This is a genomic window from Paenibacillus sp. JGP012 (assembly GCF_014203995.1).
GTDB lineage: Bacteria > Bacillota > Bacilli > Paenibacillales > Paenibacillaceae > Paenibacillus > Paenibacillus silvae.
In genome coordinates, this window is record NZ_JACHKG010000001.1 from 135,178 (window position 1) to 159,175 (window position 23,998).

Consider the following 23,998-nt stretch of genomic DNA (forward strand, 5'->3'; position numbering starts at 1 on the left):
GTTTTAGTTTTGGTATGCCATTCAGCAACCAAGCTTCCGCAGACACGATAACACCAATGATGCTGGCGCATTATCCATTGATCGAGGATGTATTGGATACATCGGGTAATGGCAAGCACGGAACGGCTGTAGGAGACATTACGTATGCCGATGGCCTTACTCTACCTGGAGGGACCGATAGTAATACGAACTACGTGCAGCTTCCTACGGGCTTGTTTGATCATCAAGAAAATACAACGATCTCTGTATGGATAAAAAGTAACACTGGCAGCGGGAATTACTCCGCATTGTTCTACGGTACACCAGCAGCTGAAAATAAGTTGCCAACGAATTATTGGCTGTTTAATCCATCGAATCCAAGTGGTGATTTCAAGTCCGTATTTACAGATCGAAATAATGTGGAGCAGCCTTGGACAACTGAGGTAGGCATATCAGGCGCTTCTACCTCACAGTATCAAGGTCAATGGGTTCACTATACCACGGTCATAACAGAACATTCTATTACAGGTTACATTAACGGTGTAAGTATAGGCACGGCCGCCAAAGAGAAAACAACAGCAAGCTTTGGTACGGATTTGCAAGCTTACATCGGTCGCTCCAATTATGTAGGGGATTCAACTTTTGCGGGCAGCTTTCAAGATTTAAGGATTTACGGAGAAGCACTAAATAGTGAAGATATCGCTGGAGTATATGAACAATCGTTGAATGAAAGGCAAGTACAACAAAGCAAAGTAGAGCTAACATTAGGTGATATATCTGCCGTTACAGCATCTCTTGAACTTGCTTCTGCCAATAAGTATGGCGCATGGATATCATGGGCTTCCAGTGATGAGAGTGCGATTAGTCCAACGGGGGAAGTGTTTTTACGAGAAACGGAACAACAAGTGACGTTAACGGCAACCATTTCTATAGGTGAGAGCCAAGCGACAAAAGAGTTCGTAGTTACCTTACTACCTAAGGATGCCTCTTTAGAGCAGACTACCAATCAAGAAAAGTTGCTGACAGATGATCTGCTTCTTCATTACGACATGAAAACGACTGCAAAAGTAGATGATCAACTCGTACTAAAGGATGTCGCCAACAAGAAAGTTACATTTGATGGGATATTTAAAAATGCAAACCATGGGCAATTCGTTGCAAACAGTGAGGTTGGCTTTATCTCCTTCAATGGTGGAAGCTCTACATCGAATAGTGGATATGTTGAGATTCCTAAGGGCTCAAATGGCCTGGATCTATTACAAGGTCTGAATGAGATTACCGTATCTTCCATCGTGAACTGGACGAATGATGGTACGAATCGCTGGATTTTCGGTTTGGGTACGGTGTTAACACCGGAAACGAACAAATATTTTTTCGTAACCCCACGTCACGGTAGCGGATCAGGCAATATGGTGGCTTCAGGTATCTCTAAAAATGGCTGGCCGAACGAAGCGTTAGTTACAGGCAGCGCAAACTCCAATCTGATCGGTGGACAGTGGAAGCATGTAACGGTTTCTTTCTCTGAAGCCAGCAACAGGATCACATTATTTGTGGATGGAGTTAAGGTTGCTTCAGGTAATGCGAAAGGACTAAAGCTGACAGAAATCATTAATCCGGATTCTACGTTTTCTGGTTTTATCGGCAAGTCAATCTTCTCGAACGATCCATATCTTCAAGGTAGCGTGGCTGATTTTCGTGTATATGATCGTGCATTGACGGAGCAAGAAATAGCCGAGTTATATCAACAAGAAGCAGCAACTCACATTTCCAAAATACGAAAGCTTACTGTGAATGATGCAGCGAATCAACTAAGCATCGATCGTTACTTAGATGAGGCAGATCAGAGTGCTGAACAGATAACGAAAAACCTTGCCTTACCGACGAGCGGTAAAAACGGTGTCAACATCACTTGGAGTTCAAGTCATCCAGCTGTCATTTCTAATAGTGGTATTGTGCAACGTCCAAATGCTCAAGCAAGTGATGTTCAAGCAGAGCTTACGGCTGCTTTAACGTATCAAGGGGTATCAACAACAGCTGTATTTCCTGTTACAATCTTGAAGCAATTCGATGATCAGCAGAAGGTTGATCTGGATGCTGAACAATTAAAGATCTACAATGCGGACAACGTTAAAGGAAACTTACGTCTTGTCACTACAGGTGAACAAGGCTCTACTATTACATGGACATCTAGCAGACCGATAGTTGTTAAAGGAACGGCTGAAGCGGCTGGTAACGCTGCACGGTTAGGCTGGGTAAGCCGGCAAGCTACGGATATACCCGTTACGCTCAGAGCTACAATTGCGAATGGCACAGCTTCTAAAGAGCGTACGTTTAACCTTACGATTAAACAAGCACCTGCACCAATACAGCCTGATGCGTACTTCTTTGCGTATTTTACAGGTGAGTATGAAGGTGGGGAAGAGATCTCCTTCGCTACAGCTGAAGACCCACTGTTCTGGAAAGCGCTGAATAATGGTAAGTCGATCCTTCAATCGAAAATGGGGGAAAAAGGACTTCGTGATCCATTCGTTATTCGTTCAGCAGAAGGGGATAAATTCTATATGCTGGCAACCGATTTGAAAATGGGTGAAAGTACAGATTTCGACCAGGCTCAAATTACAGGTAGTCATTACATGATGGTTTGGGAGTCGGAGGATCTCGTGAATTGGAGCGAGCCGCGAATGGTCAAGGTTGCTCCCAAGACGGCAGGCAATACGTGGGCACCAGAAGCGATCTATGATCGGGTAACCGGAGAGTATATCGTATTTTGGGCATCCTCGATGAAAAACACAGAGACATACGGTGATTATGACGGGAGACCGGCAGGTCAGTACAATGTGATGTACTATGCAACAACACGAGATTTCTACAACTTTTCTGAGCCAAAGGTCATGATTGATGAGTCACTTCCAACCATTGATACGACGTTTATTGAGCATAATGATATGTTGTATCGATTCACCAAGTCAGAAGTGAATACCAAAGTATATGTGGAGAAAGCACCAAATTTCTACTATGACAAGGATGGTATTGCTGAGAATGGCCTTCAATACGACGCTGTTCCGGGTACACGTGATAACAAACTTGGCTTGATCGGAAAAAATGGAAATAACGAAGGACAAACGATATTTAAGGATATTCATAAAGACAAATGGTATCTGTTCCTTGATTCATGGCCATATCATGTACGATATACAACAGATCTGGATAGCAGCACGCAATATATGAACAATGTATTAAGCAGTGATCAATATGCACTTCCGCCAGGACCACGACATGGAACGGTAATTCCCATCTCACGTGCAGAGTATAATGCTTTGCAAGTAAAATATGCATCGAAGGGTCCTGAACCATCTACAGACCCGGTTGTACATTACTCATTTGATGCAAATACAGTGAAGGGTACAACGTTGAATGACATTTCCGGCAATGGCCATCACGCAACACTGGTAAGTGGAGCAACGATTAATGAAGAGGATCATGTTGGTAAAAAGGGTGCTTCGTTAGAACTTAATGGGTCAACGGGATATGTGAAACTGCCGGATCACTTGATTCAATCCTTGAATCTGGAGAAGGCTACGTTCTCTACATGGGTTCAAGTAGACAAAAATCAGGCAAATCAACGCATATTTGATTTTGCTTCCGAAACAGGCAGACAGGTTAACCGCAACACCATGTACTTGAGTACACAAGGAGATACAGGTAGTTTAGAGTTCGCTGTCGTAACACCTTTTACGGAGAAATTCAGCAATGACAGCACGAGACTCGGATCAGGTTATAAATATGCATTGCGAAATGCTGGACTATTACCAACAAAGACTTGGCAGCATGTTGCCGTTACGATGGATGAATTTGATGCCGTATTGTATGTGAATGGTCGAGAGGTTAAACGCAGCTCTACATTTAACGTTGAGCCGAGAATGTTACTGGAAACAACGATGAACTATATTGGTAAATCGAGAAATAGCACCGATCGTCTGTTTGCCGGTAAACTGGATGATTTCCGTATTTATAATCGTGCATTATCTGCTGAAGAGATTGCAGCATTAGCGGATGAAGACATTACTCCTCCAGTAGAGCAGCCGTCTGGGGCTGAGCTTATTCTCCATTACGATATGAATGATATCGATGGAGAGACGGTTATTGACCAAACCGGAAAATTCAACGGAAGATGGATGAATTCGTCCAAAGCAGAATGGGTTCGTACACAAGATGCTGGTGTGCTGAGTTTTAATGGGGGCACAACTAATTCCTATGTAGAGCTGCCACAAGGAGTGCTCGATGGATTAACGGATATTACGGTTTCATCCATAGTGAACTGGAGCGGCAAAAACGCTGCGGAGTGGTTGTACGCATTAGGAAAACCCAACATTAATACGCACTATACGTATTTTACACCGCGTTATAACGCTAACGGTATGGCCCGTTTAGGGATCGCAACAAATGCCTGGAATAATGAGTCCTCAGCTTCGGCCACGGGCTTGAAAAATAATGAATGGAAAGTAGTTACGACTGTTGTTTCAGGCACGGATGGTACACTGACGCTTTATATTGATGGTATTGCTGTTGCAACAGGCTCAACCAATGGAATGACGCTGGAACAAATAAAAAATATCTCGGGCAGTAGTGGATATATCGGGAAGTCATTCTATACAGCTGATCCATACTTCGGCGGGTTGATTGCAGACTTCCAAATCTATGATGGTGCTATGAGTGCGTCAGATATTGCTTCACTGAAGGCTCGTGCAGATCAGAAGATCGCTTCGATGAAGGGCATGTTTGTATCGGCTGCGACAGAGAAATTAACGATTGCTGATCTTCTTGCTTCGAATACATCCAAAGATACGATTACAAGCAATGTAACCTTGCCAACATCAGGCGCTTATGGCACGACAATAAGCTGGACAACAGATAAAGGCCATGTGATCTCAACTACAGGTGCCATAACAAGACCAGCTAACGCAACTGGCGATCAAGTTGTAACGTTAACAGCGGTATTTTCAGATGGTACTGAGACTGCTAACAAAACTTTTACGTTGAAGGTTAAAGCATTGCCGAACGATGCCGCTGCTGTAGATGAAGCCAAAGCAGCACTAGTCGTTCATAACATTTATGATGTAAGAGGTCATCTCACATTACCGGCATCTGGACTCTATGGAACAACGATTACGTGGACTTCCGTTCAACCAAACGTCGTTTCAGTTACGGGTGAAGTAAAACGCCCAGCGCACGGTAGTGGAGATGCAGACGTGAAGCTTACAGCGACGATTACATTAAATTCCGCATCCACTACGAAGGAATTTATTGCGAAGGTGAAGGAACTGCCTGCTGAAGAAAATTATGCGGGATACTTCTTCACATATTTCACAGGAGAAGGTACTTCTACAGGGGAGCAAATTTACTTTGCAGCAAGTGACGGCAATGATCCGTTGAACTGGCGAGAATTGAATGATGGTAAACCTGTATTGACCTCTGCCTTGGGGGAAAAGGGGGTTCGTGATCCGTTCATTATTCGTTCGCCTGAAGGTGACAAGTTCTATATGATCGCTACCGATCTGAAAATTAACGGCAATGGCAACTGGGGCAGAGCACAAACATGGGGAAGTCGTTCCATTATGGTTTGGGAATCGAATGATCTGGTCAACTGGACAGATCAACGCATGGTAGAGGTTGCACCGGAAGAAGCGGGTAATACTTGGGCACCAGAAATCATGTATGATAAAACAACAGGTGAATACATTGTATTTTGGGCATCGAGAATGTTTGATGATGCATCCCATACAGGCAGTGCCTATCAAAAAATGATGTATAGCAAGACAAGAGATTTCTATACGTTTACTGAACCGAAAGTATATTTGGATTATGGATATTCCATCATTGACACCACGATGATCGAGCATGATGGAAAAGTATATCGTTTTACGAAGGATGAACAGGACAACGGAGCTGCTGCTCCATTTGGCAAGATGATCTTCCAGGAGGTGGGTGACTCAGTCCTGGACCCAGCCTTCAAGATGATTAATCAAGGCGTAGGTAACATGAAATGGGTCGAGGGTCCAACGATTTTCAAATCCAATACAGATGAAAAGTGGTATTTATTCGTAGATGAGTTTGGTGGAAGAGGTTACATTCCATTCGAGACAACCAATCTGGCATCAGGTATCTGGACATTATCTTCCAACTACAACTTACCAGCTAATCCGCGTCACGGAACGGTTATTCCTATTAAACAAAGCGAATATGATGCACTCCGTGGAAAAAATGTACCCGTTAGCGGAATTAGCTTGGACGAAACGACGTTGTCCATAATGGTAGGTCAATCAGGGCAATTGACAGCTGCGATAGTCCCAGCTAATGCAACGAAAAAAGCAGTAACATGGAGCTCAAGCAACCCGGCGATAGCTACTGTAAGTGCAACAGGTCGCGTAACGGCGGTGGCACCAGGAACAGCAACCATTACAGTAACTACGGTAGATGGCGGTTTATCATCCAGCGCTACGGTAACGGTGACACCACTGGTTGAACCGACTGCACCAGGCGGTGGTAATGGAGATGGTGGCGGTAGTAGCAGTAATACTCCTGCACCTGTAGCACCACCAGCTTCTACAGGTGGAAGTGAACCCGTGGTAACGGACAACGGGCAAATAAACATCAAACCAGTCGTGAATGAGAGCGGCACTTCTGAAGTCAAGTTAAGTGCAGATACGGTGAAGCGTGCGCTTGATCAAACGACAGGCAGTAAGCTGCGGGTACAAGTTGACGGTAATCAAGGCTTGAACGAACTAACCATTGATCTATCAGTTGATCCGCGCTTAACAAGTGGAACTGCTAAGGTAAGTAGCATCGAGATCAACACAGGCTCAGCAGTCGTAACGTTGGCTACCGAACGGCTTGGAACAGGAGCAAGCGCAGGGAAAACGTTAGGATTGTCGATCAAGAAAATGGCAGCTGATCAACTTCCAGCTGGCACACAAGCTGGGCTGAACGGTGAGGTTGTATACGATATCAAGTTAACGATGGATGGTAAGAAGCTTACAGCGTTTGATGGTAGAGATGATCTTGTGATTGCACTGCCATACAAATTAAAGCCTTCCGAGAATCCAAACAACATCATCGTATACGATGTGAAGGATAATGGAGAGCTAAGAGTAGTGATGAATGGTAAGTACTATGCAGGAACTGGTCAAGTAGAGTTCAAGCCAACGAAACTAAGTAAGTATGCGTTAATGTATGTTGCAACGAGGTTTCAGGATGTGACCCAAAGCTGGGCGAAGGATGCAATCTCGGCATTGGGAGCAAGAGGCATCGTAAAAGGTGTAGGCAACGGCGAGTTTAATCCGAAAGGTCAAGTGACAAGAGCTGAATTCATCAATATGTTGATGAATCTGTTAGAGTTATCGGATGAAAGCGCAACGACAAGCTTTAGTGATGTGGAGCAAGGAGAATGGTACCATGAAAATATCGCAACCGCGCAGAAGCTGGGGATTGTGAACGGGAAACCAGATGGAAGCTTCGGTGTTCATGAGAACATTTCGCGAGAAGATATGGCTGTTATGGTATTCAAAGCAATTCAAATGAACCAACTAGCGTTACCAAGCAGTGAAGCTGCAGCCTTCAAGGATGAAGCAAGCATCGCAAGCTATGCGAAGCAAGCGGTAGAGGCAATACAGGGAGCAGGCATCATAAACGGTGTAGGGAACGATGAGTTTGCGCCGAAGAAATATGCTAACCGTGCAGAAGCAGCAGTGATGATCTATAATTTATGGAGTTTGATGTAGACACATTAAGTATAGGGGGCCTACATGGAGCGATGACGAAGCGATTAATCCTCCTGGGCTTCATTCAAAAAAGGAACGCCATCACATTACGTGATGGCGTTTTTTAGCTTAAAAACCGGGGAACTAAGCGTACAAGTACGAATGAGTTTTCGTTACCTATTCAGAGGTACGCACTTTTTGCCTTGTTTCTATTAGCCCGAACACCTCATCCATATCGAGGGAAAACATGACGCTTTCACTTGTTATCGGCTGGAAGTGAAACTCCAGCTTTTCTTTCCCGAATTGCTTCTCAAGCTCTGCCCACTGTTCTGTGGACAATAATAGAAAGGCTAACGTGTCGTTGCCTAAAGACTCCATAAACCATCGAATCTGATAACGTGGACCAATCATTTCCTGCATAGCCCGAATAGCGCTGTCTCGATCAGTCCGATCATCAGCGAACGGAATGGTCAGCTTGTGATCGTGCGAACTTAACACAATATCAATGCCTCTCGGTTTGTCGATGTCGATTATCTCGCACGTGATCTGATCCGATTCCGGCAGTTGATCGTACTCTACATTATCCTACAAGATCAGCGGGGCCTGAATAGGTCAAAGGATACAGGCGAATGCCCAAAACACTTGTAGTCATATAAATGTCCAGATTATAATGAATGAAGTAAATATTTGGTATGTGCCATTGGCGTAAACGTGAAAAACCACGAGCAAGCACATATTTCATAAGCCGTACGCCTGGGCAACGTATTTGGTCGTACACCGAATGATTTTATTTATTTTACGGGAGATGAATAGGATGGAACAGGTACGGCAGGCAAGAAATGTGGCAGTATTCATTTTTGAACAAGTAGAACCTTTGGATTTTGCAGGACCATTTGAAGTTTTTATTTCAGGAAGTAACAGAGGGCAGGACTTCAATGTGTACACTGTGGCGGAAACGGAAGGTCCGATCCAGGCATTGGGAGGGCTGAGCATCAATCCAGCTTATACGATTCATAACTGTCCTGATCCCGATATATTAGTGATCCCTGGAGGTTGGGGTTCAAGAAAAGAAATGAACAATGAAACGATAACGAGCTGGATTCGGGAAGTGTCTAACGATGTCGAGATGATCCTGTCGGTCTGTACGGGAGCCTTGATTTTGGCAAAAGCCAATCTGTTAGACGGTTTGAAGGTGACAACCAATCGTTTGGCGATGAAAGAATTACGGGAAATTATCCCTGCTTCTACTGAAATCATAGAAGATGTTCGTTATGTGGATAACGGGAAGATTGTATTGTCCGCTGGAATATCCGCTGGCATGGATGCTGCGTTATACGTTGTAGAACGACTACTGGGCGAAGATCGAGCTATACAAACGGCAAATATTATGGAATATGATTGGAAGAAGGCTTGAAATGGGGATTCTTGTTGAGAAGTACCCTGCACGTTGAAAACGATAGGTGGAAAATCATATCAATTGCGCCCTCAAATTATAATGATAAGCATAGATTGGCGGCATGAAACTTTACATATGGAGGTCATTAAGTTTGAGGACATATTACTACTTCAGTTGGTTTAATCATTTTTTCCCAGAGAAGCTGTTTAAATTGTTGCACGAGGATATCCAAGACAGAAAATCACTTGTTATGATTAGCGGTGATCCTTCTGATTATGAAGGTGAGCAGGTTAACTTTGATGATATCACGGAATGGACATGGTTTACTCAGGCAAACCTTCGTTTTGATGAAACTCATTTCATTGATTACCGCATGCAGCAGGAAGAGGCCCAGCAAGTTATGCGTAACGCTTCAGTCATTTATTTATGCGGTGGAGATCCTGTTCAGCAGCACGATTTTCTGGCCAAATATGAATTATCCAATGTAATCAAGAATAGCAACGCCGTGATCATCGGTGCAAGTGCTGGTTCATTAAACATGGCTGCAAAATGGTTATTTTCTAATGACACTATCCCTGAGGTCGAAACAAGTATTATTTATGAGGGTTTAAGTTGTAATGCTTTTGCTTATGAATCTCATGCTCAACGTGACTACGCTACGTTTGTTGAGGGCTACCTGTTCACCCTATCTGAAGAGATAGATGTTTATGCGGCAGAACAGGAGAGCGCTATGCGTGTTAAGGACGGCAAACACTTTAGTTGGAATAAAGTTGTACAGTTGCAGAGAAATGAACATTCTTATAGACCGACCGCCTTCATTGGCGGTTTTTCTAGTGCGCCCGGCCAAGATGGATATAAAAGATCACTTAAACTTTAAGCAGTCAATGTTTGTTTTACCATTAGTAGAAATGTATATTGGCATTAGAAGAGGTGAATTACGTTATGATTAATGTGGATAGATTAGCTTCAATATTTGCAAGCAATTTATATGAGATCGATGGAGTCAATCGAATGATTCTGCAGCCTAAGAGTGCATTGCGTGGATTCAGAACGTTAAACCATGGGTTTATTTTTGTGACTCGAGGTGAAGCCAGCATGTCAGTGAATGGAACAGTCTATGAATTATACCCAGGGTCTGTTTTTCATGCAGCGCCAGGTATGTATTTGGATTCACAAGTGAATGGTCAGTCGGAGTACGAATATTATTCCCTTTTTTATCGTTATGACAGAGCAGGAGAGGACAAGTATGTTCCAGAATTGTTTTCTCATTACAAGCTGGACTCAGGAGCCGATCCCAGGGTTGTTGAATTGTTAATTATGCTACAGAAGCAGTTCAGTAATCAGGGAGGAATCGGGAAACTTCGAATTAAGCAATTGTTTTTAAGTATCATGGTTCATATTTTTACAGGGTACAGTCAACGGGAAAGAGAGGCTTCTCCGTGTGAAAGAATGGTTGAGGAAGCCATTTCTTATATTCAAGGCCATTACATGAATCCGATGACGCTGGACGAGTTAGCCAAGTTACATGGCGTAGGTTCTAAGCGATTCTCTTACTTTTTTCACAAATATACGGGATTTCGTCCAATTGACTATGTCATCCATTATCGAATGGAACGGGCGAGTGAGCTGTTACGGTCAGGAAATTATCTTGTTCGAGATGTTGCTGCGAGTGTTGGTTATACCAATCCCCTCTATTTTAGCAGAGCTTTCAAAAAGAAATTTGGTGTTTCACCTTCGGAATTCACACCACAATTAGATAATGATACATATCGAATTTGATTTTTGTGTATTCGCTTTTTGAGGCATCCTTGCTATAGTATGTATTGATAATGATAATCATTATTAATACAACAGCTTGAAAGGTTGGTTGATTTGGCTACAAAAAGACAGCTTTGCATTGGAGTATCCTTGACAGCAACCTGGCTGAAGGGAAAGAGCTGGTGTCATGAGGATAGCCATGTAGAAAAGTTATATTCCAGCGATTTTTATCTGGAGCTGGCATTAAGGGCTGAGCGGGCCAAGCTAGATTTTGTTTTTAAGGCAGACGCATTGCTGCTGAATACAGCGGTAATAGATCATACTCCTGGATTCAGCAGTCCTGATTCGACGATTTTACTTGCCTCCATTGCGCGTGAAACTAAGCATATCGGGCTTATCACGACGACCTCAACAACGTTTAACCCGCCGTATGTTGTTGCGAGACAGCTTCAGTCGCTAAACTGGATCAGTAACGGACGCGCAGGCTGGAATATGGTTACCGCCATCGGTGGAGCAGAAAACTTCAGTGATGCTCCGATGCCTTCCTCTGAGGAAAGGTATGCTAAAGCATTGGAGTTCAGTGATGTAATACACAAGCTTTGGCAGAGTTATCCGTACGACGCGTTAATTGTTGATCGCAGTACGGGACAATATGCAGACCGGGAGAAAATACGTGCGATTGATCATACGGGTGAATACTTCAGCGTGAAGGGACCACTCAATATGCCAGCTCATCCATCAGGTCCACTTCCTTTACTTCAGGCGGGTTCATCGGAATCGGGGCGCCGCTTTGCTGCTTCCGTCGCGGATGCTGTTTTTGCAGCGACTCCCGATATTGCTTCAGGCATCGAATTGCGTGAAGACCTCAGAAGAAGAGCCAGCAGCCACGGTCGTCATCCTGATGAAATCCGGGTGCTTCCCGGCATGTATTTTTTCTTGGGGAAAACACGAGAAGAGGCGCGTGAACTGTATCAGGAGGCCCACGCTCATCTGAGCACTGAGAATCGATATTCGGCTGTCAAGTCGATATTAGGAATAGATATTAGCCATTTGCCTTTGGATGGCTGTATCACGGCAGACATGCTTCCTGATCCGGTCGAGCCGTTGCGTAGCCAGACTCATGCCAATTTACTGCGCAGGCTGATTGTCAATGAGCAGCCTTGCGTGAAGGACTTGCTGTCAAGGCCAGAGGTTGTTGGTTCTGCATATTGGGTAGTCGTTGGAACAGCAGAGGACGCACTGAGTGAAATCACGACCTGGTTCGAGGCGGGAGCTCTGGATGGCTTCATTGCTCTTCCTGGCGGTTCCCTGCATTCCATATCCATATTTTTTGATGAACTCGTTCCTATGCTTGCCAACAAAGGTTTGTTCAGAAAGGAATATACAGGGGCCACATTGTCAGAGCATTTGGGAATTAAGAAGAGCTTATGAAGTGTGACATTATTTTGTGGAAGGGGTTATAGAGAGGGATGAATAAACGGTGGATATTTATAGGTATGGTTGTTTTAATGCTTGTAGTTTTGGCTGCATGTGGAGGGGGAGAAAAGCAGAGTGAATTAAGCAAAACTGCTAATAACAACGTATCAAAAACAGTATCTGGAACGGAAAGCGGCGCTTCAAATTCAACAAAAACGATTGAATATCTCGGAGAAACCTACACGGTGCCACAGCAGGTCAAGAACATTGTAATTACGGGTGCAATGGAGGCGATGGAGGATGCGTTAGTTCTTGAAGTTCATCCTACTGGCGCGATCACTGTCGGCGGCGAGTTCCCGGAGATGTTCGCTTCAATCACCAATACCTCTGAATCCATTGGAGAGAAACAGCAGCCCAATTTCGAGAAAATACTAGCGTTGAAGCCTGACGTTATATTGGGTTCAACGAAGTTCCAGGAGGAAGTAAAGCAAAACCTGAAAAAAATAGCTCCAACGATTTTGGTTTCGCACATTGCGACGGACTGGGAATCCAATTTGCAGCTTATGGCGGAATTAACCGGAAAACAAGCAGAGGCAGAAAAAATCATCTCTCAATACCAGACGGATACACAGGCAGCAAAAGCGTCACTGAAGGAAAAGCTTAAGGGTAAAAAAGTAGCAGCAATCCGTATTCGTGGAACACAGATGTTCGTATACCCGCAGGATGTCTATTTTAACCCTGTTTTATATAATGAAATCGGCCTGGAAGTGCCACAAGAGATTCAAATGGCGAAAACACAAGAGGCTATCTCCGTGGAGCAATTGGGGGATATGAACCCGGATTATTTGTTTGTGCAGTTTTCTTCGAGCGAAAATCAGGATGCAATCAATACATTTGAAGATTTGAAAAAAAATGCTATTTTTCAAAATGTTAATGCCATAAAACAGGGTCATGTCTATGTTAACGTGGTGGATCCGCTCATGGAGGGAGGCCCGGCCTATAGTCGAATTAAGTTTCTGGAAAGTGTGCAGCAGCACCTAGACAAGCAGTAGATTGGAGCAGAAGGAAATGCATTGGTTGTCAGGCAAAAGCTTTATGCAGGTGGTCATTTTAACATTGCTTTTTGGGATCACAATCATGGTATCCGTTGGATATGGCTCCAAATCGATCAGTTATGAAGCGGTGTGGCAGTCGCTGGTTCAATATGATTCCGAAAATATGGACCATCTTATCATTCACACCTCTCGTTTCCCACGTGTCGCAGGTGCATTGCTGATCGGTGCGTTCCTGGCCGTGTCCGGTGCGTTAATGCAGGGCATGACGAGAAACTATCTTGCCTCTCCTTCCATAATGGGTGTAACCGATGGATCGGTATTTATGATTACACTTTGTATGATTTTCATGCCAGGGGCCTCCTCGATGACGCTTATCGTAGCCTCCTTAATCGGCTCGGCATTGGGTGTAGCTCTTGTATTTTCAGTAGCCAAAATACTGCCTAACGGAATGAGTCCCTTAACCTTGGCTATATTGGGGACTATTCTGGGAACGTTTCTGAGCGGGGTATCCCAGGCGTTGGGGACTTATTTTCAAGTTTCGCAAAACATCAGCTTCTGGTATAACGCAAGGCTGCATCAGATGGACCCGGTTCTGATCCAGTGGACCGTTCCGTTTGCTATTATTGGATTACTTATTGCATTCATGGTTTCTCGTTCTATTACAGCCATTTCGCTGGGAGATGACATTGCGCAGGGTCTCGGCATTAACCTTGCTGTCATGAAGAGTTTGACGATGCTTAGCGTAGTCATTCTGACTGGAATTTCGGTTGCGTTGGCCGGAAAAATTGCTTTTATTGGCCTGATCATCCCGCATATAACTCGATATATTGTTGGACAAAACTACAAAAAAATCATTCCTTATGCGGCTGTATTTGGTGCATTGTTTCTCGCTTGGTCTGATGTCATTAGCCGATTTTTGAATCCTCCATTTGAGACGCCCATCGGTGTGGTTACTGCCTTGTTTGGAGTTCCTTACTTCCTGTACCTAGTCAAAACAAGAGGGGGGAGGAGCGTATGAGCAAGCTCAGTCTTCAGGGAAAGTACTGGTTTGTGCTCGGCCTAACGTTGGCTCTGTCCATTCTGGTCATGTATGTCAGTGTAACCAATGGCACATTTGATATTTCGGCGACAGATGTGCTGCGAACGTTATTTCGTATGAATTCCAGCAAGGAGTATGATCTGGTTATTTTTGATTTCCGATTGCCCCGGATCGTCATTGGAGCTTTAGTCGGCTTGGGGCTGGGAATTTCAGGTGCTGTGCTGCAAGGCATTACAAGAAACCAACTGGCTGACTCTGGTATTCTGGGTATTCATTCTGCTGCGGGTATGGCAATTGTGCTGTTCATGTTCATTTTCCGAGGAACGACAGGTGCTCACTGGTTATCTACTATGGCGATGCCGATTTTTGGCTGGTTTGGTGGTTTAGGAGCCGTGTTTCTATTGCTGCTGTTTGCCAGACAGCAGGGGGGACTTGATCCGCAACGATTGATTCTGGTAGGCATTGCTTTAGGGTTAGGCTTCGGTGCAATTACACTGTATATTTCGTTGAAAATGGACCCGCAGGATTTTGAAATGGCGACCGTATGGCTGGCAGGCAGTATCTATAGTAAGAACTGGCTGCAGATCGCAGCGGTATTACCGTGGCTAGTCTTGTTAATACCTGTGATTTGGTGGAGAGCCTATAAGCTGAATTTGCTGCATCTTGATGAGGTATCCGTCTCTGGTATAGGATTAAATGTCAATCGGGAAAGAATGATTTTTCTATTATGCTGTGTCGGGCTTGTGAGTGCTTGTGTATCTGTATCCGGGAGCGTTGGTTTTGTTGGGTTGATTGCACCTCACATTGCCAGAAGATTGGTGGGCATTCAGTATAAGTACGTTCTTCCTGTTTGCGGAGCTATCGGCATACTGATGGTATTAGTCGGAGATTTTATTGGGAAAACGATTTTTGCTCCGGCAGAGCTACCGGTAGGTATTGTGATTTCTATAATTGGCGTTCCTTATTTTATCTATTTACTATTTAAAAAACGAAAATAGCATCCTGACTGCGTACTTCTTAGAAAATCATTAGAAAAGAGGAAACCATACGATGAATAAAATGAAAGACCATGATGTATTCGATGTAACGATTGTTGGCGGAGGACCCGCTGGATTATTTTCAGCTTTTTACAGTGGTCTGCGTGAAATGAAAACCAAAATCATAGAATTTCAGCCCTTTTTGGGCGGGAAGGTGCATGTTTATCCTGAGAAGATGATTTGGGATGTGGGAGGACTACAGCCTGTTCCCGGAGCACAGCTTATTGAACAAATGGTTCATCAGGGATTAACCTTCCAGCCAGAGGTCGTTCTTGGAGAAAAGATCACATCCATATCCAAAGATGAACAAGGGCATTTCGTATTACACACGGCCTCTGAGAAGTTACACTACTCCAAAACAGTGATTTTAGCTATTGGAGGAGGGATTTTGAAGCCTATTAAGCTGGACATTGAAGGTGCAGAACGTTTCGAGGTTACCAATTTACATTATACAGTCAAATCGCTGTCCCGTTTTAAAGACAAAACGGTTCTTATCTCGGGTGGAGGAAATGCGGCGATCGATTGGGCGAATGAGCTTGCCCTTATTGCCAAACAGGTCTATTTAACGTATCGGCAGGATACACTGAAAGGCCATGAAGCGGAAATAACACGTCTTGAAAATAGCCCGGTTGAGTGCTTACTCAACACAACGATTGAGAAGCTGATTGCTACAGATGACCATCAACAGATTGAAACGGTTGTGCTGAAACGCAATGAGGATGGAGCATTATTAGGGCTGGCTGTGGATGAGGTCATCATTAACTACGGATATGAGCGAGACAAGGAACTGCTGGTGAACAGTCATATCCAGATTGAGATGAAGGAGCATTGGATTGCTGGAACTTCGTCCAGCGAAACCTCTGTACCGGGCATATATGCAGCGGGAGATATTTTGCATCATGAAGGAAAGCTGCATTTGATTGCAGGAGCGTTTCAGGATGCAGCGAATGCGGTGAACAAAGCAAAACTGCATATAACTCCCGATGCCAAAACACACGGACTGGTTTCCTCACATAATGATTTGTTTACGAAAAAAAATCGGGAGTTGCGCAAACACTTATACACGAAGTAAATGTCAGGTGTTTTGGCAAGTTAGCGTTTTACTCTATATTTCACGTTGAGACCGGATGTATTTTGCCCCTGAGATTGTCAGTGTAGGCCAGGTTTCCGTCCTTTGTAATGACAGCAGCTTCGATATGCTTCATAGGATTCACCTTGTGAATGATGGAGGCGGCATCTAACCCGAACAATTCTGTTGTATAGATGTCACAGTCCAGCGACTTGTCTGCAATTATAGTTAATGAAGCGATATTGCTTTCCATCGGATAGCCAGTTGTACTGCTGAATATATGGTGGTACTGCTGGCCTTCTTGTTTCAGAACTCGCTCGTATATGCCGGATGTAACGACGGATTGCTCTCGGATGCTGACATATGCTGCTGCATTTCCCCGGGGGAGAAAGGGATTCTGTATTCCAACCTTCCAGTGACTGAGCCCCGAAGGGGAATCCCCATGAACAAGCACATTTCCACCCATATCGACCATTACAGAGACGACCCCGTTGTTCTTGAAAAAGGTCATAATCTGATCGGCAAAATACCCTTTAGCAATCGCACCAAGGTCGATCTCCATGCCTTTTTTGCATAAATGAACCGTCTGGCGCTCATCGTCAAGCTGTACATTCTCCGGGTTCAACAGCTCCAGCACTGCTTTGATATCTGCATCCTGGGGCACATGTGCCTCGCGGAAACCAATTCTCCACAATTTGATCAATGGACCGATCGCAATATTTAAAAATGAATCTTCATGCAGGCTGTGTGCTTTGCCGATCCGGATAAGATCATACAGCTCTTTGTCCACCTGTATCGGATGAGATGCGGCTGCTCTTTTTAACATGGCAAGCTGCGAGTGCTCGCTGTTGGCACTAAACACTTGTTCATACTGCATCAGCATTTTCGCTGCTTCCTCGGCAAGCTCTTCAGCATCTTTGCCATCGATATAGAGGGAGATGTTCGTCCCCATGAGTGGTATCGTTCTCGTAAAAGGTTTCATGATAGCCTCCTATATTGCACATTGCTGTCCGTGATTGAGGAACGTATGGATGAGGTCATGATCCACGCTGGTCAGCTTTTTATCTCCATGATGGGCAATGAAATAATCCAGGCTTATCTTATCCAACGGAATGGGGTAGATATTGTATTCTGCCGGACACTCGTCAACCCGAACACTTTCGGGCACAATAGTCAGGCCCAAATTACGCTTGGAGAGCTTGAGTACAGTGTAGATATCTTTGCTTTCCATCATGATGTCGGGCTGTACCTTGTATACACTGAGTAATTGATCAATCTGTTTGCGGATGGCCGAGCCCTTGGACGTTAGAATAAGCCGTTGACTCAAAATGGTGCTGATCTCAATCGTGCCCTCCGGGATGACTGCGACATTCTCTTGATATAATTGGCAGCAGCGCGGAATAATGGCCCGGTAACTGTGTTTGCCCCAGCTATACGAGTTCAGGTTAGGGGAGATGCTGCTGGAATTTTGGCCGATCCAGAAGTCGAGCTCGTTACTCTGGAGGCGTTTCTCATTTTTTTCAGGCAAATCCTCGACAAGATTAATTTTATACGTTGGATGAAGCTCCAGAAAATTCGGTAAAAAAAGGGGCGTTAAGTACGCACCGAGGCTTGGGAGAATGCCGATCCGCAACACTTTGTTGTCGATATCCGATACATAGGAGATTTCCCGGACAAGCTTGGCGTAGCTATGTTCAAGTGAAGTCAGATACTGATAATATATTTTGCCCTGCTCGGTTAATCGGTATGGAAGCTTGTTGCGTGTAATCAGCTCACAGTTCAGCTGGCCTTCAATCTTTTTGATCACCTTGGTCAGGTAGGGCTGAGAGATGTAAAGGGATTGGGCAGCTTTGCTATAATTACTGTATTTCAGAAGGCTGTCGATGTAACATAAAATATCCTGCGATTCTAATTTAGACATGTCGCTCACCATTTGTGAAAAAAGTAACAAACTTAGGATTTGAGCTGATTATAACAAATTGGTTATCAAACTGCAATGAATAACTATTAGATCATTCCAGCTTCCCTATGTTAAGGTTATGCCGAAAGATCGAGTCTGACATTGACGAACATGATTTTCGAATGACAGAAGGGGGATTACGATGAATTATTTAGCTATTGTGGGCACGAATTCGGATGTGTCAACGAACCGCACACTGCTTCAGTTTATGCAAAAGCATTTTGCCAGTGAGGTCCAGATTGACTTGTTTGAAATCAAGGATTTGCCTGCTTTTATCGAAAAGGACGATCTAGAGGAAGCTGAAGTTGATATTCCTGTAAAGGTACAAGAATTGCTGGACCAAATCTCCAAAGCAGAAGGCATCATTATCGCTACTCCTGAATATGATCATGCGATTCCGGCTGTGTTGAAAAGTGCGCTGGAATGGGTCAGTTATACCACCCAAACCCTAAAAGACAAGCCTGTTCTGATCGTAGGTGCTTCCCACGGCTCGCTTGGCTCCTCCAGAGCGCAGGCGCATCTCAGACAAATTCTGGATTCACCTGAACTTGGTGCGAGAATGATGCCTAGCAGCGAGTTTCTTCTAGGAAAATCACAGAGTGCATTTGATAACAGCGGCAGCCTGATCAGTGCTGAGAAAGTTACGGAGCTTGAGGAAATTTTCAGGGAATTTGTTTTGTTTACGGAGATCACAACAGAGCTGCTGTCAAAACGGACGTTGAAGAAAAAAACGAAAAAATTTTCCTGGCAAGAGTAGGGGGCTAACTACAATGAAAATCATAGCGATCGTTGGCACAAATGCAAAGAAATCATATAATCGCAAGCTGCTTCAGTTCATGCAAAAGCACTTTGAATCCAGAGCAGACATTGAAATCCTTGATATTACAGATGTTCCGATGTTTAATCAATCTAATAACCAAACGAACAGTGTAATTATACAATCGTTTAACGAAAAAATTATAGCAAGTGACGGCGTGATTATTGCGACTCCGGAATATAATCATTCCATTCCTTCATCCCTGAAAAGCTTGCTGGAATGGTTGAGCTTTGAAATCCATCCGCTTGCTGGCAAGCCGGTCATGATTATTGGTGCGTCACAGGGAACGCAAGGTTCCTCGCGTGCACAGCTGCATCTCCGTCAAATTCTGGATGCACCGGGTGTTGAAGCGAATGTGATGCCAGGATATGAGTTTTTGCTTGGCAGTGCACATAAAGCATTTGATGAAGCAGGAAACCTGAACAGTGAAGGAACAATTGATTTTCTGGAAGTGTGCTTCCTGCGGTTCCTTCGTTTTGCCAAAATCTCCAATCAGCTTAATGAGGAAGAGGAGTTTACCTATACACCTGGTGTGTATGAGGTCAATGCGATTGGTCACAGCGGCAATCTGCCGATGAAGGTATCCTTTAGTGAAAATCGGATCGAACGTATTGATATTGATTCCCAGGGGGAAACCGAAGGTATCGCCGATGTCGTTTTTGTAAGAATCCCGAATAAAATCATTGAAGGACAGACGCTGAATGTGGATGCTCTATCCGGTGCTTCCGAGACGAGTAACGCTGTCATCAACGGTGTCGCCAAAGCAGTCAAGCTGGCCGGAGTAAACCCCGACATTCTGAAAAGACGTCCAAAGCCTGCCAGCAGCCAGATGAAGGATGATGAGGAATATTCTTGTGATGTGGTTGTTGTAGGGGGAGGCGGCGCCGGGCTCAGTGCGGCTGCTACAGCTCTACAGCAAGGTGCGAGTGCGATTGTGCTTGAAAAATATCCAGCTGTTGGGGGTAATACAATCCGTTCAGGTGGTCCTGTTAACGCGGCAGACCCTGTATGGCAGCAGCAATTTAGTGAGAATCCGGGGGAACGACAAACGATTGAGAACTTGTTAAGTACCGATGAGAGCCTGATTCACCCGGAATATATCGATGATTTCCATGCGTTGAAAGCAGAGTTTGCAGCATATCAGGAGAAGTTTGGCACAGAAAAGGCCTATTTATTCGATTCCCCACTGCTGCACAGAATGCAAACGTATTTCGGAGGCAAACGAACCGACTTGAATGGCACCACGATCTATGGACAGTATGATCTGGTTAAGGTGCTTACCGATCGTGCCCTGGAAAGTGTGCAGTGGCTTGAGGATATCGGTGTTGAATATGATAAGAGCATCGTATTTGCTCCAGTAGGTGCCCTGTGGCGCCGTGGTCATAAACCTGTCAAAAGCTACGGTTCTGCATTTATCATTGCGCTTAGCAAGTATGTAGAAGACAATGGCGGACAAATCATTACAGACACCCCGGTGAAACAATTGATTATTGAAGATGGAAAAATTGCAGGTGTCATTGCAACGGGTGTAAACGGTCAGAAAATTACGGTTCATGCAAAAGCAGTTGTGCTTGCCAGTGGTGGTTTTGGTGCAAATACGCAGATGCTCAAGGAATATAACACGTACTGGAGCCATATTGACGATGATATCAAAACAACGAATTCCTACGCAATGACGGGTGACGGAATATCGCTTGGCAAGAGTGCAGGAGCCGCACTGACAGGCATGGGCTTCACACAAATGATGCCGGTAGCTGACCCGGAAACGGGCGAGCTCTTCAGTGGACTGCAAGTACCGCCTGAAAACTTCGTCATTGTTAATAAAAAGGGAGAAAGGTTTGTCAACGAATTCTCTGGACGAGATGTCTTAACCAAAGCGGCGATCGAGCAGGGAAGCTTATTTTATCTGATTGCGGATGACGAGATCAAGAAAACCGCTGCCAATACCAGCCAGGAAAAAATTGATCGGCAGGTCGAAGCGGGCACTTTGTTTAAAGCGGATACGATTGAAGAACTGGCAGTGAAAGTGGGTATGGACCCTCAGGTTCTCAGATCGACCGTTGATAAGTATAACTCTTACGTAGATGCGGGCTTTGATCCAGAGTTCCACAAGGATACGTTTAGCCTAAAAGTCGAGAAGGCTCCTTTCTATGCTACGCCTAGAAAACCTGCGGTCCATCATACGATGGGCGGTATCAAAATCGACACCCAAACTCGTGTCTTGAATGAAAATGGTCAACCTATTGCACATCTGTATGCTGCCGGAGAAGTTGCAGGCGGTATACACGCTGGCAATCGTTTAGGTGGCAATGCCTTGACCGATATCTTTACGTTTGGACGGATTGCTGGTAAAACGGCTGTTGATGAGATGAATCATAAATAAGTAGTACAAAAAGAAATGTAAAAAGAACACCATATTCGACTTTTAAACCACTTCACATTGAAGTGGTTTATTTGCAGTTCTTTGCGATGCGTATGGAGCAGATAGTACGAAAAGCTTCACAATTCTAAAATGTAAACGCTTCAAAAAATGCTGGACAAATGGAATAATGGAATGGTATATTGTTTCTGTAAGAAACAATATTATCTTTAATGAATATTAAAATACAAAAAGGACGGGATATGCGATGACTAGAATTGAAACAACGCTTCAATCTTTTGACGGTACACAGCTTTATTTCAGCAAGGATACTGTGGAGAATGCAAAGGCTGCGGTAGTCATCGTACATGGATTGGCTGAGCATGCCAGCCGGTATGATTATGTGACAGAGAAGCTGAATACTCGCGGTTTTACCGTATATCGTTTCGACCATCGCGGTCATGCCAGATCGGAAGGTGCCCGCACATTTTATAGTGACTTCCATCATCTGATTGATGATGTGAATGCTGTAGTGGAGGCAGTGCTGCAAGAGATCGGGGATACTCCGCTGTATATTATTGGACATAGTATGGGCGGCTTTGCTTCCTCATCGTTTGGAACGAAATATCCGGGAAAAGTGAAAGGCATTGTGTTATCGGGGGCACTTACCCGTTACAATACAAAGGTGGCTGGAGAACTGCCGATGGAGCTGCCGGCAGGCACATATTTCCCGAACGAGCTGGGCAACGGGGTGTGTAGTGATCCTGAAGTTGTATCCGCTTACGCCAATGACCCGCTCGTAGAGAAGCAGATTTCAGTTGATTTGTTTAACAGCCTGGGTTACGGCGTGGAATGGCTTAAAGAGCACGCCAAACAATTTGTTGATCCGGTGCTGGTGATGCATGGAGCAAATGACGGACTCGTGAGCGAAAAGGATTCTCGCGACTTTTACGGAGATATCGCTTCAACGGATAAAACACTGAAAATCTATGCACATCTCATGCATGAAATTTTCAATGAAACGGCACGGGATGAAGTCATTGAAGAAGCTATTGCATGGATTGAAAAACGCATCTGATTTCAGTAGAGTAAAAGAGAGAGAATTTGAGGACGAAAGGGATTACGCATGAAATTAGATTGGATGGGTGAACATCGCGAACTTGTCGAGAAGATCATCAAGTACGGCAATGCTTACTCCAACACCTATAAGCTTCAGCGAAGCTACGGAACAGATATGACGTTCTCTGCTGCTCAGATTCAGACACTCGAATATATTTTAGAGGCAGAGGATCAGGAAGAGAAGATGTCCGAGATGGCCGCGCGTTTGGGCGTTAGCCGCAGTACCTTTTCCAAAAATGTGAAAAATCTGACAGAAAAAGGACTGCTCGAAAAATATCATTTAAGCGGCAACCGCAAAGATATTTACGTCAAACCTTCGGACAAGGGCCGCGAGGTCTACATGAAGTATACTGCATTTGTGCGTGAGCTTTGTTTCGATGATATTTTCAAGCTGGCAGACCAGATTACGGAGGCTGATAAAAAAAGCTTTATTCGCATCATGGATCTGTTAGCAGATGTGCTGCTCTGGTACGGTGAAAAAGAACAGGAGCCGCGCAAGCTCATCAAGATTGAGCCGGACAACTCATAAGCAGCTATGCCGCTTTCGAAGGCGGTTCAGTGAACGCTCACGCTGGACCTGGCTAACGGACTACAACAAATAAATTCCCTCAGGCTGTTATTGCTTTGAGGGGATTTTTTTACGTTCGATGTGTCATCTTTAAAGGGGAACCAGGCTATGAAGCAGCGCGGAAAAACTGGGACCCGCATACCGAGAGGTATCCTAAAGTATTTGTTTTTGCTGAAATGGGCTCCTTCGGTGGATACCAGATTGGGCAGCGAATTGTCCATCGGACCGAAAAAGCGTGGCAATGTCATCATGGAGGGCTGTTGTAAAGTTTTATTGCTTCCTGATCCAATCGAGACTCAAAGGTTCAGCAACCAGTTCTCGTCCGGTTTTGGACGAAAACCATTCCCCGACAAAGCGTTTAAATCCATGCGAGCATTTTTGGGAAATCTGGAAGAGGAACCAGGCGGGTTCCATTTCCTCAACTGGGGCGGAGCGGTAAGCCGCAAATCACCTAGATCAACAGCGTTCTTCTGGCGCAAAGAGAAGTTCTACGTGGAATGGAACAGTACGTGGCTCAAGCCATCTCATGCCGCTAAAAATATCGCACTCGTTCGTCAAACTCGCAAGAAATGAAAGCCAAATATGATCCGAAAAATGTGTTCAACAATCCGCAAAGCATTCCTCCGGCACGTGGGCTGTAGTGATGCAATAAGCAGAAGCGGGTGTAGT

Annotated in this window: 18 protein-coding genes and 1 riboswitch; of the genes, 15 read left to right on the top strand and 3 right to left on the bottom strand. The window is 44.6% G+C overall.

What is annotated here, in order from left to right; all coding sequences use genetic code 11:
- Positions 1 to 14: 14 nt before the first annotated feature.
- Entirely contained in the window at positions 15 to 7,757 is a 7,743-nt protein-coding gene (locus HNR77_RS00615) for an immunoglobulin-like domain-containing protein (RefSeq protein WP_184179691.1), read from the top strand.
- Between the two features lie 156 nt (positions 7,758 to 7,913).
- Here HNR77_RS00615 and HNR77_RS00620 read toward each other — a convergent pair whose 3' ends face one another.
- Positions 7,914 to 8,234 carry a hypothetical protein gene (locus HNR77_RS00620; RefSeq protein ID WP_184179694.1) on the bottom strand — a complete coding sequence of 107 codons (321 nt, stop codon included), beginning with the start codon at positions 8,232 to 8,234 and terminating at the stop codon, positions 7,914 to 7,916.
- A 188-nt stretch (positions 8,235 to 8,422) separates the two neighbouring features.
- A riboswitch (ZMP/ZTP riboswitch) is annotated at positions 8,423 to 8,502 on the top strand.
- Between the two features lie 48 nt (positions 8,503 to 8,550).
- Here HNR77_RS00620 and HNR77_RS00625 point away from each other — a divergent pair.
- The 8 genes from HNR77_RS00625 to HNR77_RS00660 all read left to right on the top strand — a co-directional run bounded on the left by HNR77_RS00625 (position 8,551) and on the right by HNR77_RS00660 (position 16,509).
- On the top strand, positions 8,551 to 9,150 hold the full coding sequence (locus HNR77_RS00625; RefSeq protein ID WP_184179697.1) for a DJ-1/PfpI family protein: 600 nt from the start codon (positions 8,551 to 8,553) through the stop codon (positions 9,148 to 9,150).
- 133 nt (positions 9,151 to 9,283) lie between these two features.
- A complete protein-coding gene (locus HNR77_RS00630; RefSeq protein WP_184179700.1) occupies positions 9,284 to 10,009 on the top strand; it encodes a Type 1 glutamine amidotransferase-like domain-containing protein in 726 nt (241 codons plus the stop codon).
- 65 nt (positions 10,010 to 10,074) lie between these two features.
- Positions 10,075 to 10,911: a helix-turn-helix domain-containing protein gene (locus HNR77_RS00635; RefSeq protein WP_184179703.1), complete on the top strand. Its 837-nt coding sequence runs from the start codon at positions 10,075 to 10,077 to the stop codon at positions 10,909 to 10,911.
- Between the two features lie 93 nt (positions 10,912 to 11,004).
- Positions 11,005 to 12,321: an NtaA/DmoA family FMN-dependent monooxygenase gene (locus tag HNR77_RS00640; RefSeq protein ID WP_184179706.1), complete on the top strand. Its 1,317-nt coding sequence runs from the start codon at positions 11,005 to 11,007 to the stop codon at positions 12,319 to 12,321.
- 38 nt (positions 12,322 to 12,359) lie between these two features.
- Positions 12,360 to 13,358, top strand: a complete 999-nt coding sequence (locus HNR77_RS00645; RefSeq protein ID WP_184179709.1) for an ABC transporter substrate-binding protein — start codon at positions 12,360 to 12,362, stop codon at positions 13,356 to 13,358.
- A 43-nt stretch (positions 13,359 to 13,401) separates the two neighbouring features.
- Positions 13,402 to 14,379, top strand: coding sequence for a FecCD family ABC transporter permease (locus tag HNR77_RS00650; RefSeq protein ID WP_184180423.1), 978 nt, complete (start codon positions 13,402 to 13,404; stop codon positions 14,377 to 14,379).
- Complete coding sequence (locus HNR77_RS00655) at positions 14,376 to 15,398, top strand: FecCD family ABC transporter permease (protein ID WP_184179712.1); 1,023 nt, start codon at positions 14,376 to 14,378, stop codon at positions 15,396 to 15,398. Before HNR77_RS00650 ends, HNR77_RS00655 begins: the two co-directional genes overlap by 4 nt.
- A gap of 61 nt (positions 15,399 to 15,459) precedes the next feature.
- Positions 15,460 to 16,509 carry an NAD(P)/FAD-dependent oxidoreductase gene (locus HNR77_RS00660; RefSeq protein ID WP_184180425.1) on the top strand — a complete coding sequence of 350 codons (1,050 nt, stop codon included), beginning with the start codon at positions 15,460 to 15,462 and terminating at the stop codon, positions 16,507 to 16,509.
- Positions 16,510 to 16,549: 40 nt separating this feature from the next.
- Here the strand turns inward: HNR77_RS00660 and HNR77_RS00665 are convergent, their stop codons facing one another.
- A complete protein-coding gene (locus tag HNR77_RS00665; protein ID WP_184179715.1) occupies positions 16,550 to 17,488 on the bottom strand; it encodes an FAD:protein FMN transferase in 939 nt (312 codons plus the stop codon).
- A gap of 9 nt (positions 17,489 to 17,497) precedes the next feature.
- Complete coding sequence (locus HNR77_RS00670; protein ID WP_184179718.1) at positions 17,498 to 18,427, bottom strand: LysR family transcriptional regulator; 930 nt, start codon at positions 18,425 to 18,427, stop codon at positions 17,498 to 17,500.
- A 181-nt stretch (positions 18,428 to 18,608) separates the two neighbouring features.
- On the opposite strand from HNR77_RS00670, the gene HNR77_RS00675 reads away from it, so the two are divergent.
- The 6 genes from HNR77_RS00675 to HNR77_RS30530 all read left to right on the top strand — a co-directional run bounded on the left by HNR77_RS00675 (position 18,609) and on the right by HNR77_RS30530 (position 23,970).
- Positions 18,609 to 19,223 (top strand): NADPH-dependent FMN reductase, encoded by a 615-nt coding sequence (locus tag HNR77_RS00675; RefSeq protein ID WP_184179721.1) that lies wholly within the window; start codon positions 18,609 to 18,611, stop codon positions 19,221 to 19,223.
- 13 nt (positions 19,224 to 19,236) lie between these two features.
- Positions 19,237 to 21,666 (top strand): flavocytochrome c, encoded by a 2,430-nt coding sequence (locus HNR77_RS00680; protein ID WP_184179725.1) that lies wholly within the window; start codon positions 19,237 to 19,239, stop codon positions 21,664 to 21,666.
- Between the two features lie 244 nt (positions 21,667 to 21,910).
- Positions 21,911 to 22,720: an alpha/beta hydrolase gene (locus HNR77_RS00685; protein WP_184179728.1), complete on the top strand. Its 810-nt coding sequence runs from the start codon at positions 21,911 to 21,913 to the stop codon at positions 22,718 to 22,720.
- 48 nt (positions 22,721 to 22,768) lie between these two features.
- On the top strand, positions 22,769 to 23,290 hold the full coding sequence (locus tag HNR77_RS00690) for a MarR family winged helix-turn-helix transcriptional regulator (protein ID WP_145402934.1): 522 nt from the start codon (positions 22,769 to 22,771) through the stop codon (positions 23,288 to 23,290).
- Between the two features lie 228 nt (positions 23,291 to 23,518).
- Complete coding sequence (locus tag HNR77_RS00695) at positions 23,519 to 23,902, top strand: hypothetical protein (RefSeq protein WP_311768559.1); 384 nt, start codon at positions 23,519 to 23,521, stop codon at positions 23,900 to 23,902.
- The gene (locus tag HNR77_RS30530) at positions 23,899 to 23,970 is read left to right on the top strand and encodes a BBE domain-containing protein (protein WP_311768557.1); all 72 of its coding nucleotides are present in this window, start codon (positions 23,899 to 23,901) and stop codon (positions 23,968 to 23,970) included. The genes HNR77_RS00695 and HNR77_RS30530 overlap by 4 nt, the downstream gene beginning before the upstream one ends.
- The last annotated feature ends 28 nt before the right edge of the window (positions 23,971 to 23,998 follow it).

Bases quoted from the DNA above. Each gene is read 5' to 3' on its own strand.
- HNR77_RS00615 (WP_184179691.1), top strand. From the start codon at position 15: ATGCCATTCAGCAACCAAGCTTCCGCAGACACGATAACACCAATGATG.
- HNR77_RS00625 (WP_184179697.1), top strand. From the start codon at position 8,551: ATGGAACAGGTACGGCAGGCAAGAAATGTGGCAGTATTCATTTTTGAA.
- HNR77_RS00635 (WP_184179703.1), top strand. From the start codon at position 10,075: ATGATTAATGTGGATAGATTAGCTTCAATATTTGCAAGCAATTTATAT.
- HNR77_RS00645 (WP_184179709.1), top strand. From the start codon at position 12,360: ATGAATAAACGGTGGATATTTATAGGTATGGTTGTTTTAATGCTTGTA.
- HNR77_RS00650 (WP_184180423.1), top strand. From the start codon at position 13,402: ATGCAGGTGGTCATTTTAACATTGCTTTTTGGGATCACAATCATGGTA.
- HNR77_RS00655 (WP_184179712.1), top strand. From the start codon at position 14,376: ATGAGCAAGCTCAGTCTTCAGGGAAAGTACTGGTTTGTGCTCGGCCTA.
- HNR77_RS00660 (WP_184180425.1), top strand. From the start codon at position 15,460: ATGAAAGACCATGATGTATTCGATGTAACGATTGTTGGCGGAGGACCC.
- HNR77_RS00665 (WP_184179715.1), bottom strand. From the start codon at position 17,488: ATGAAACCTTTTACGAGAACGATACCACTCATGGGGACGAACATCTCC.
- HNR77_RS00670 (WP_184179718.1), bottom strand. From the start codon at position 18,427: ATGTCTAAATTAGAATCGCAGGATATTTTATGTTACATCGACAGCCTT.
- HNR77_RS00675 (WP_184179721.1), top strand. From the start codon at position 18,609: ATGAATTATTTAGCTATTGTGGGCACGAATTCGGATGTGTCAACGAAC.
- HNR77_RS00680 (WP_184179725.1), top strand. From the start codon at position 19,237: ATGAAAATCATAGCGATCGTTGGCACAAATGCAAAGAAATCATATAAT.
- HNR77_RS00685 (WP_184179728.1), top strand. From the start codon at position 21,911: ATGACTAGAATTGAAACAACGCTTCAATCTTTTGACGGTACACAGCTT.
- HNR77_RS00690 (WP_145402934.1), top strand. From the start codon at position 22,769: ATGAAATTAGATTGGATGGGTGAACATCGCGAACTTGTCGAGAAGATC.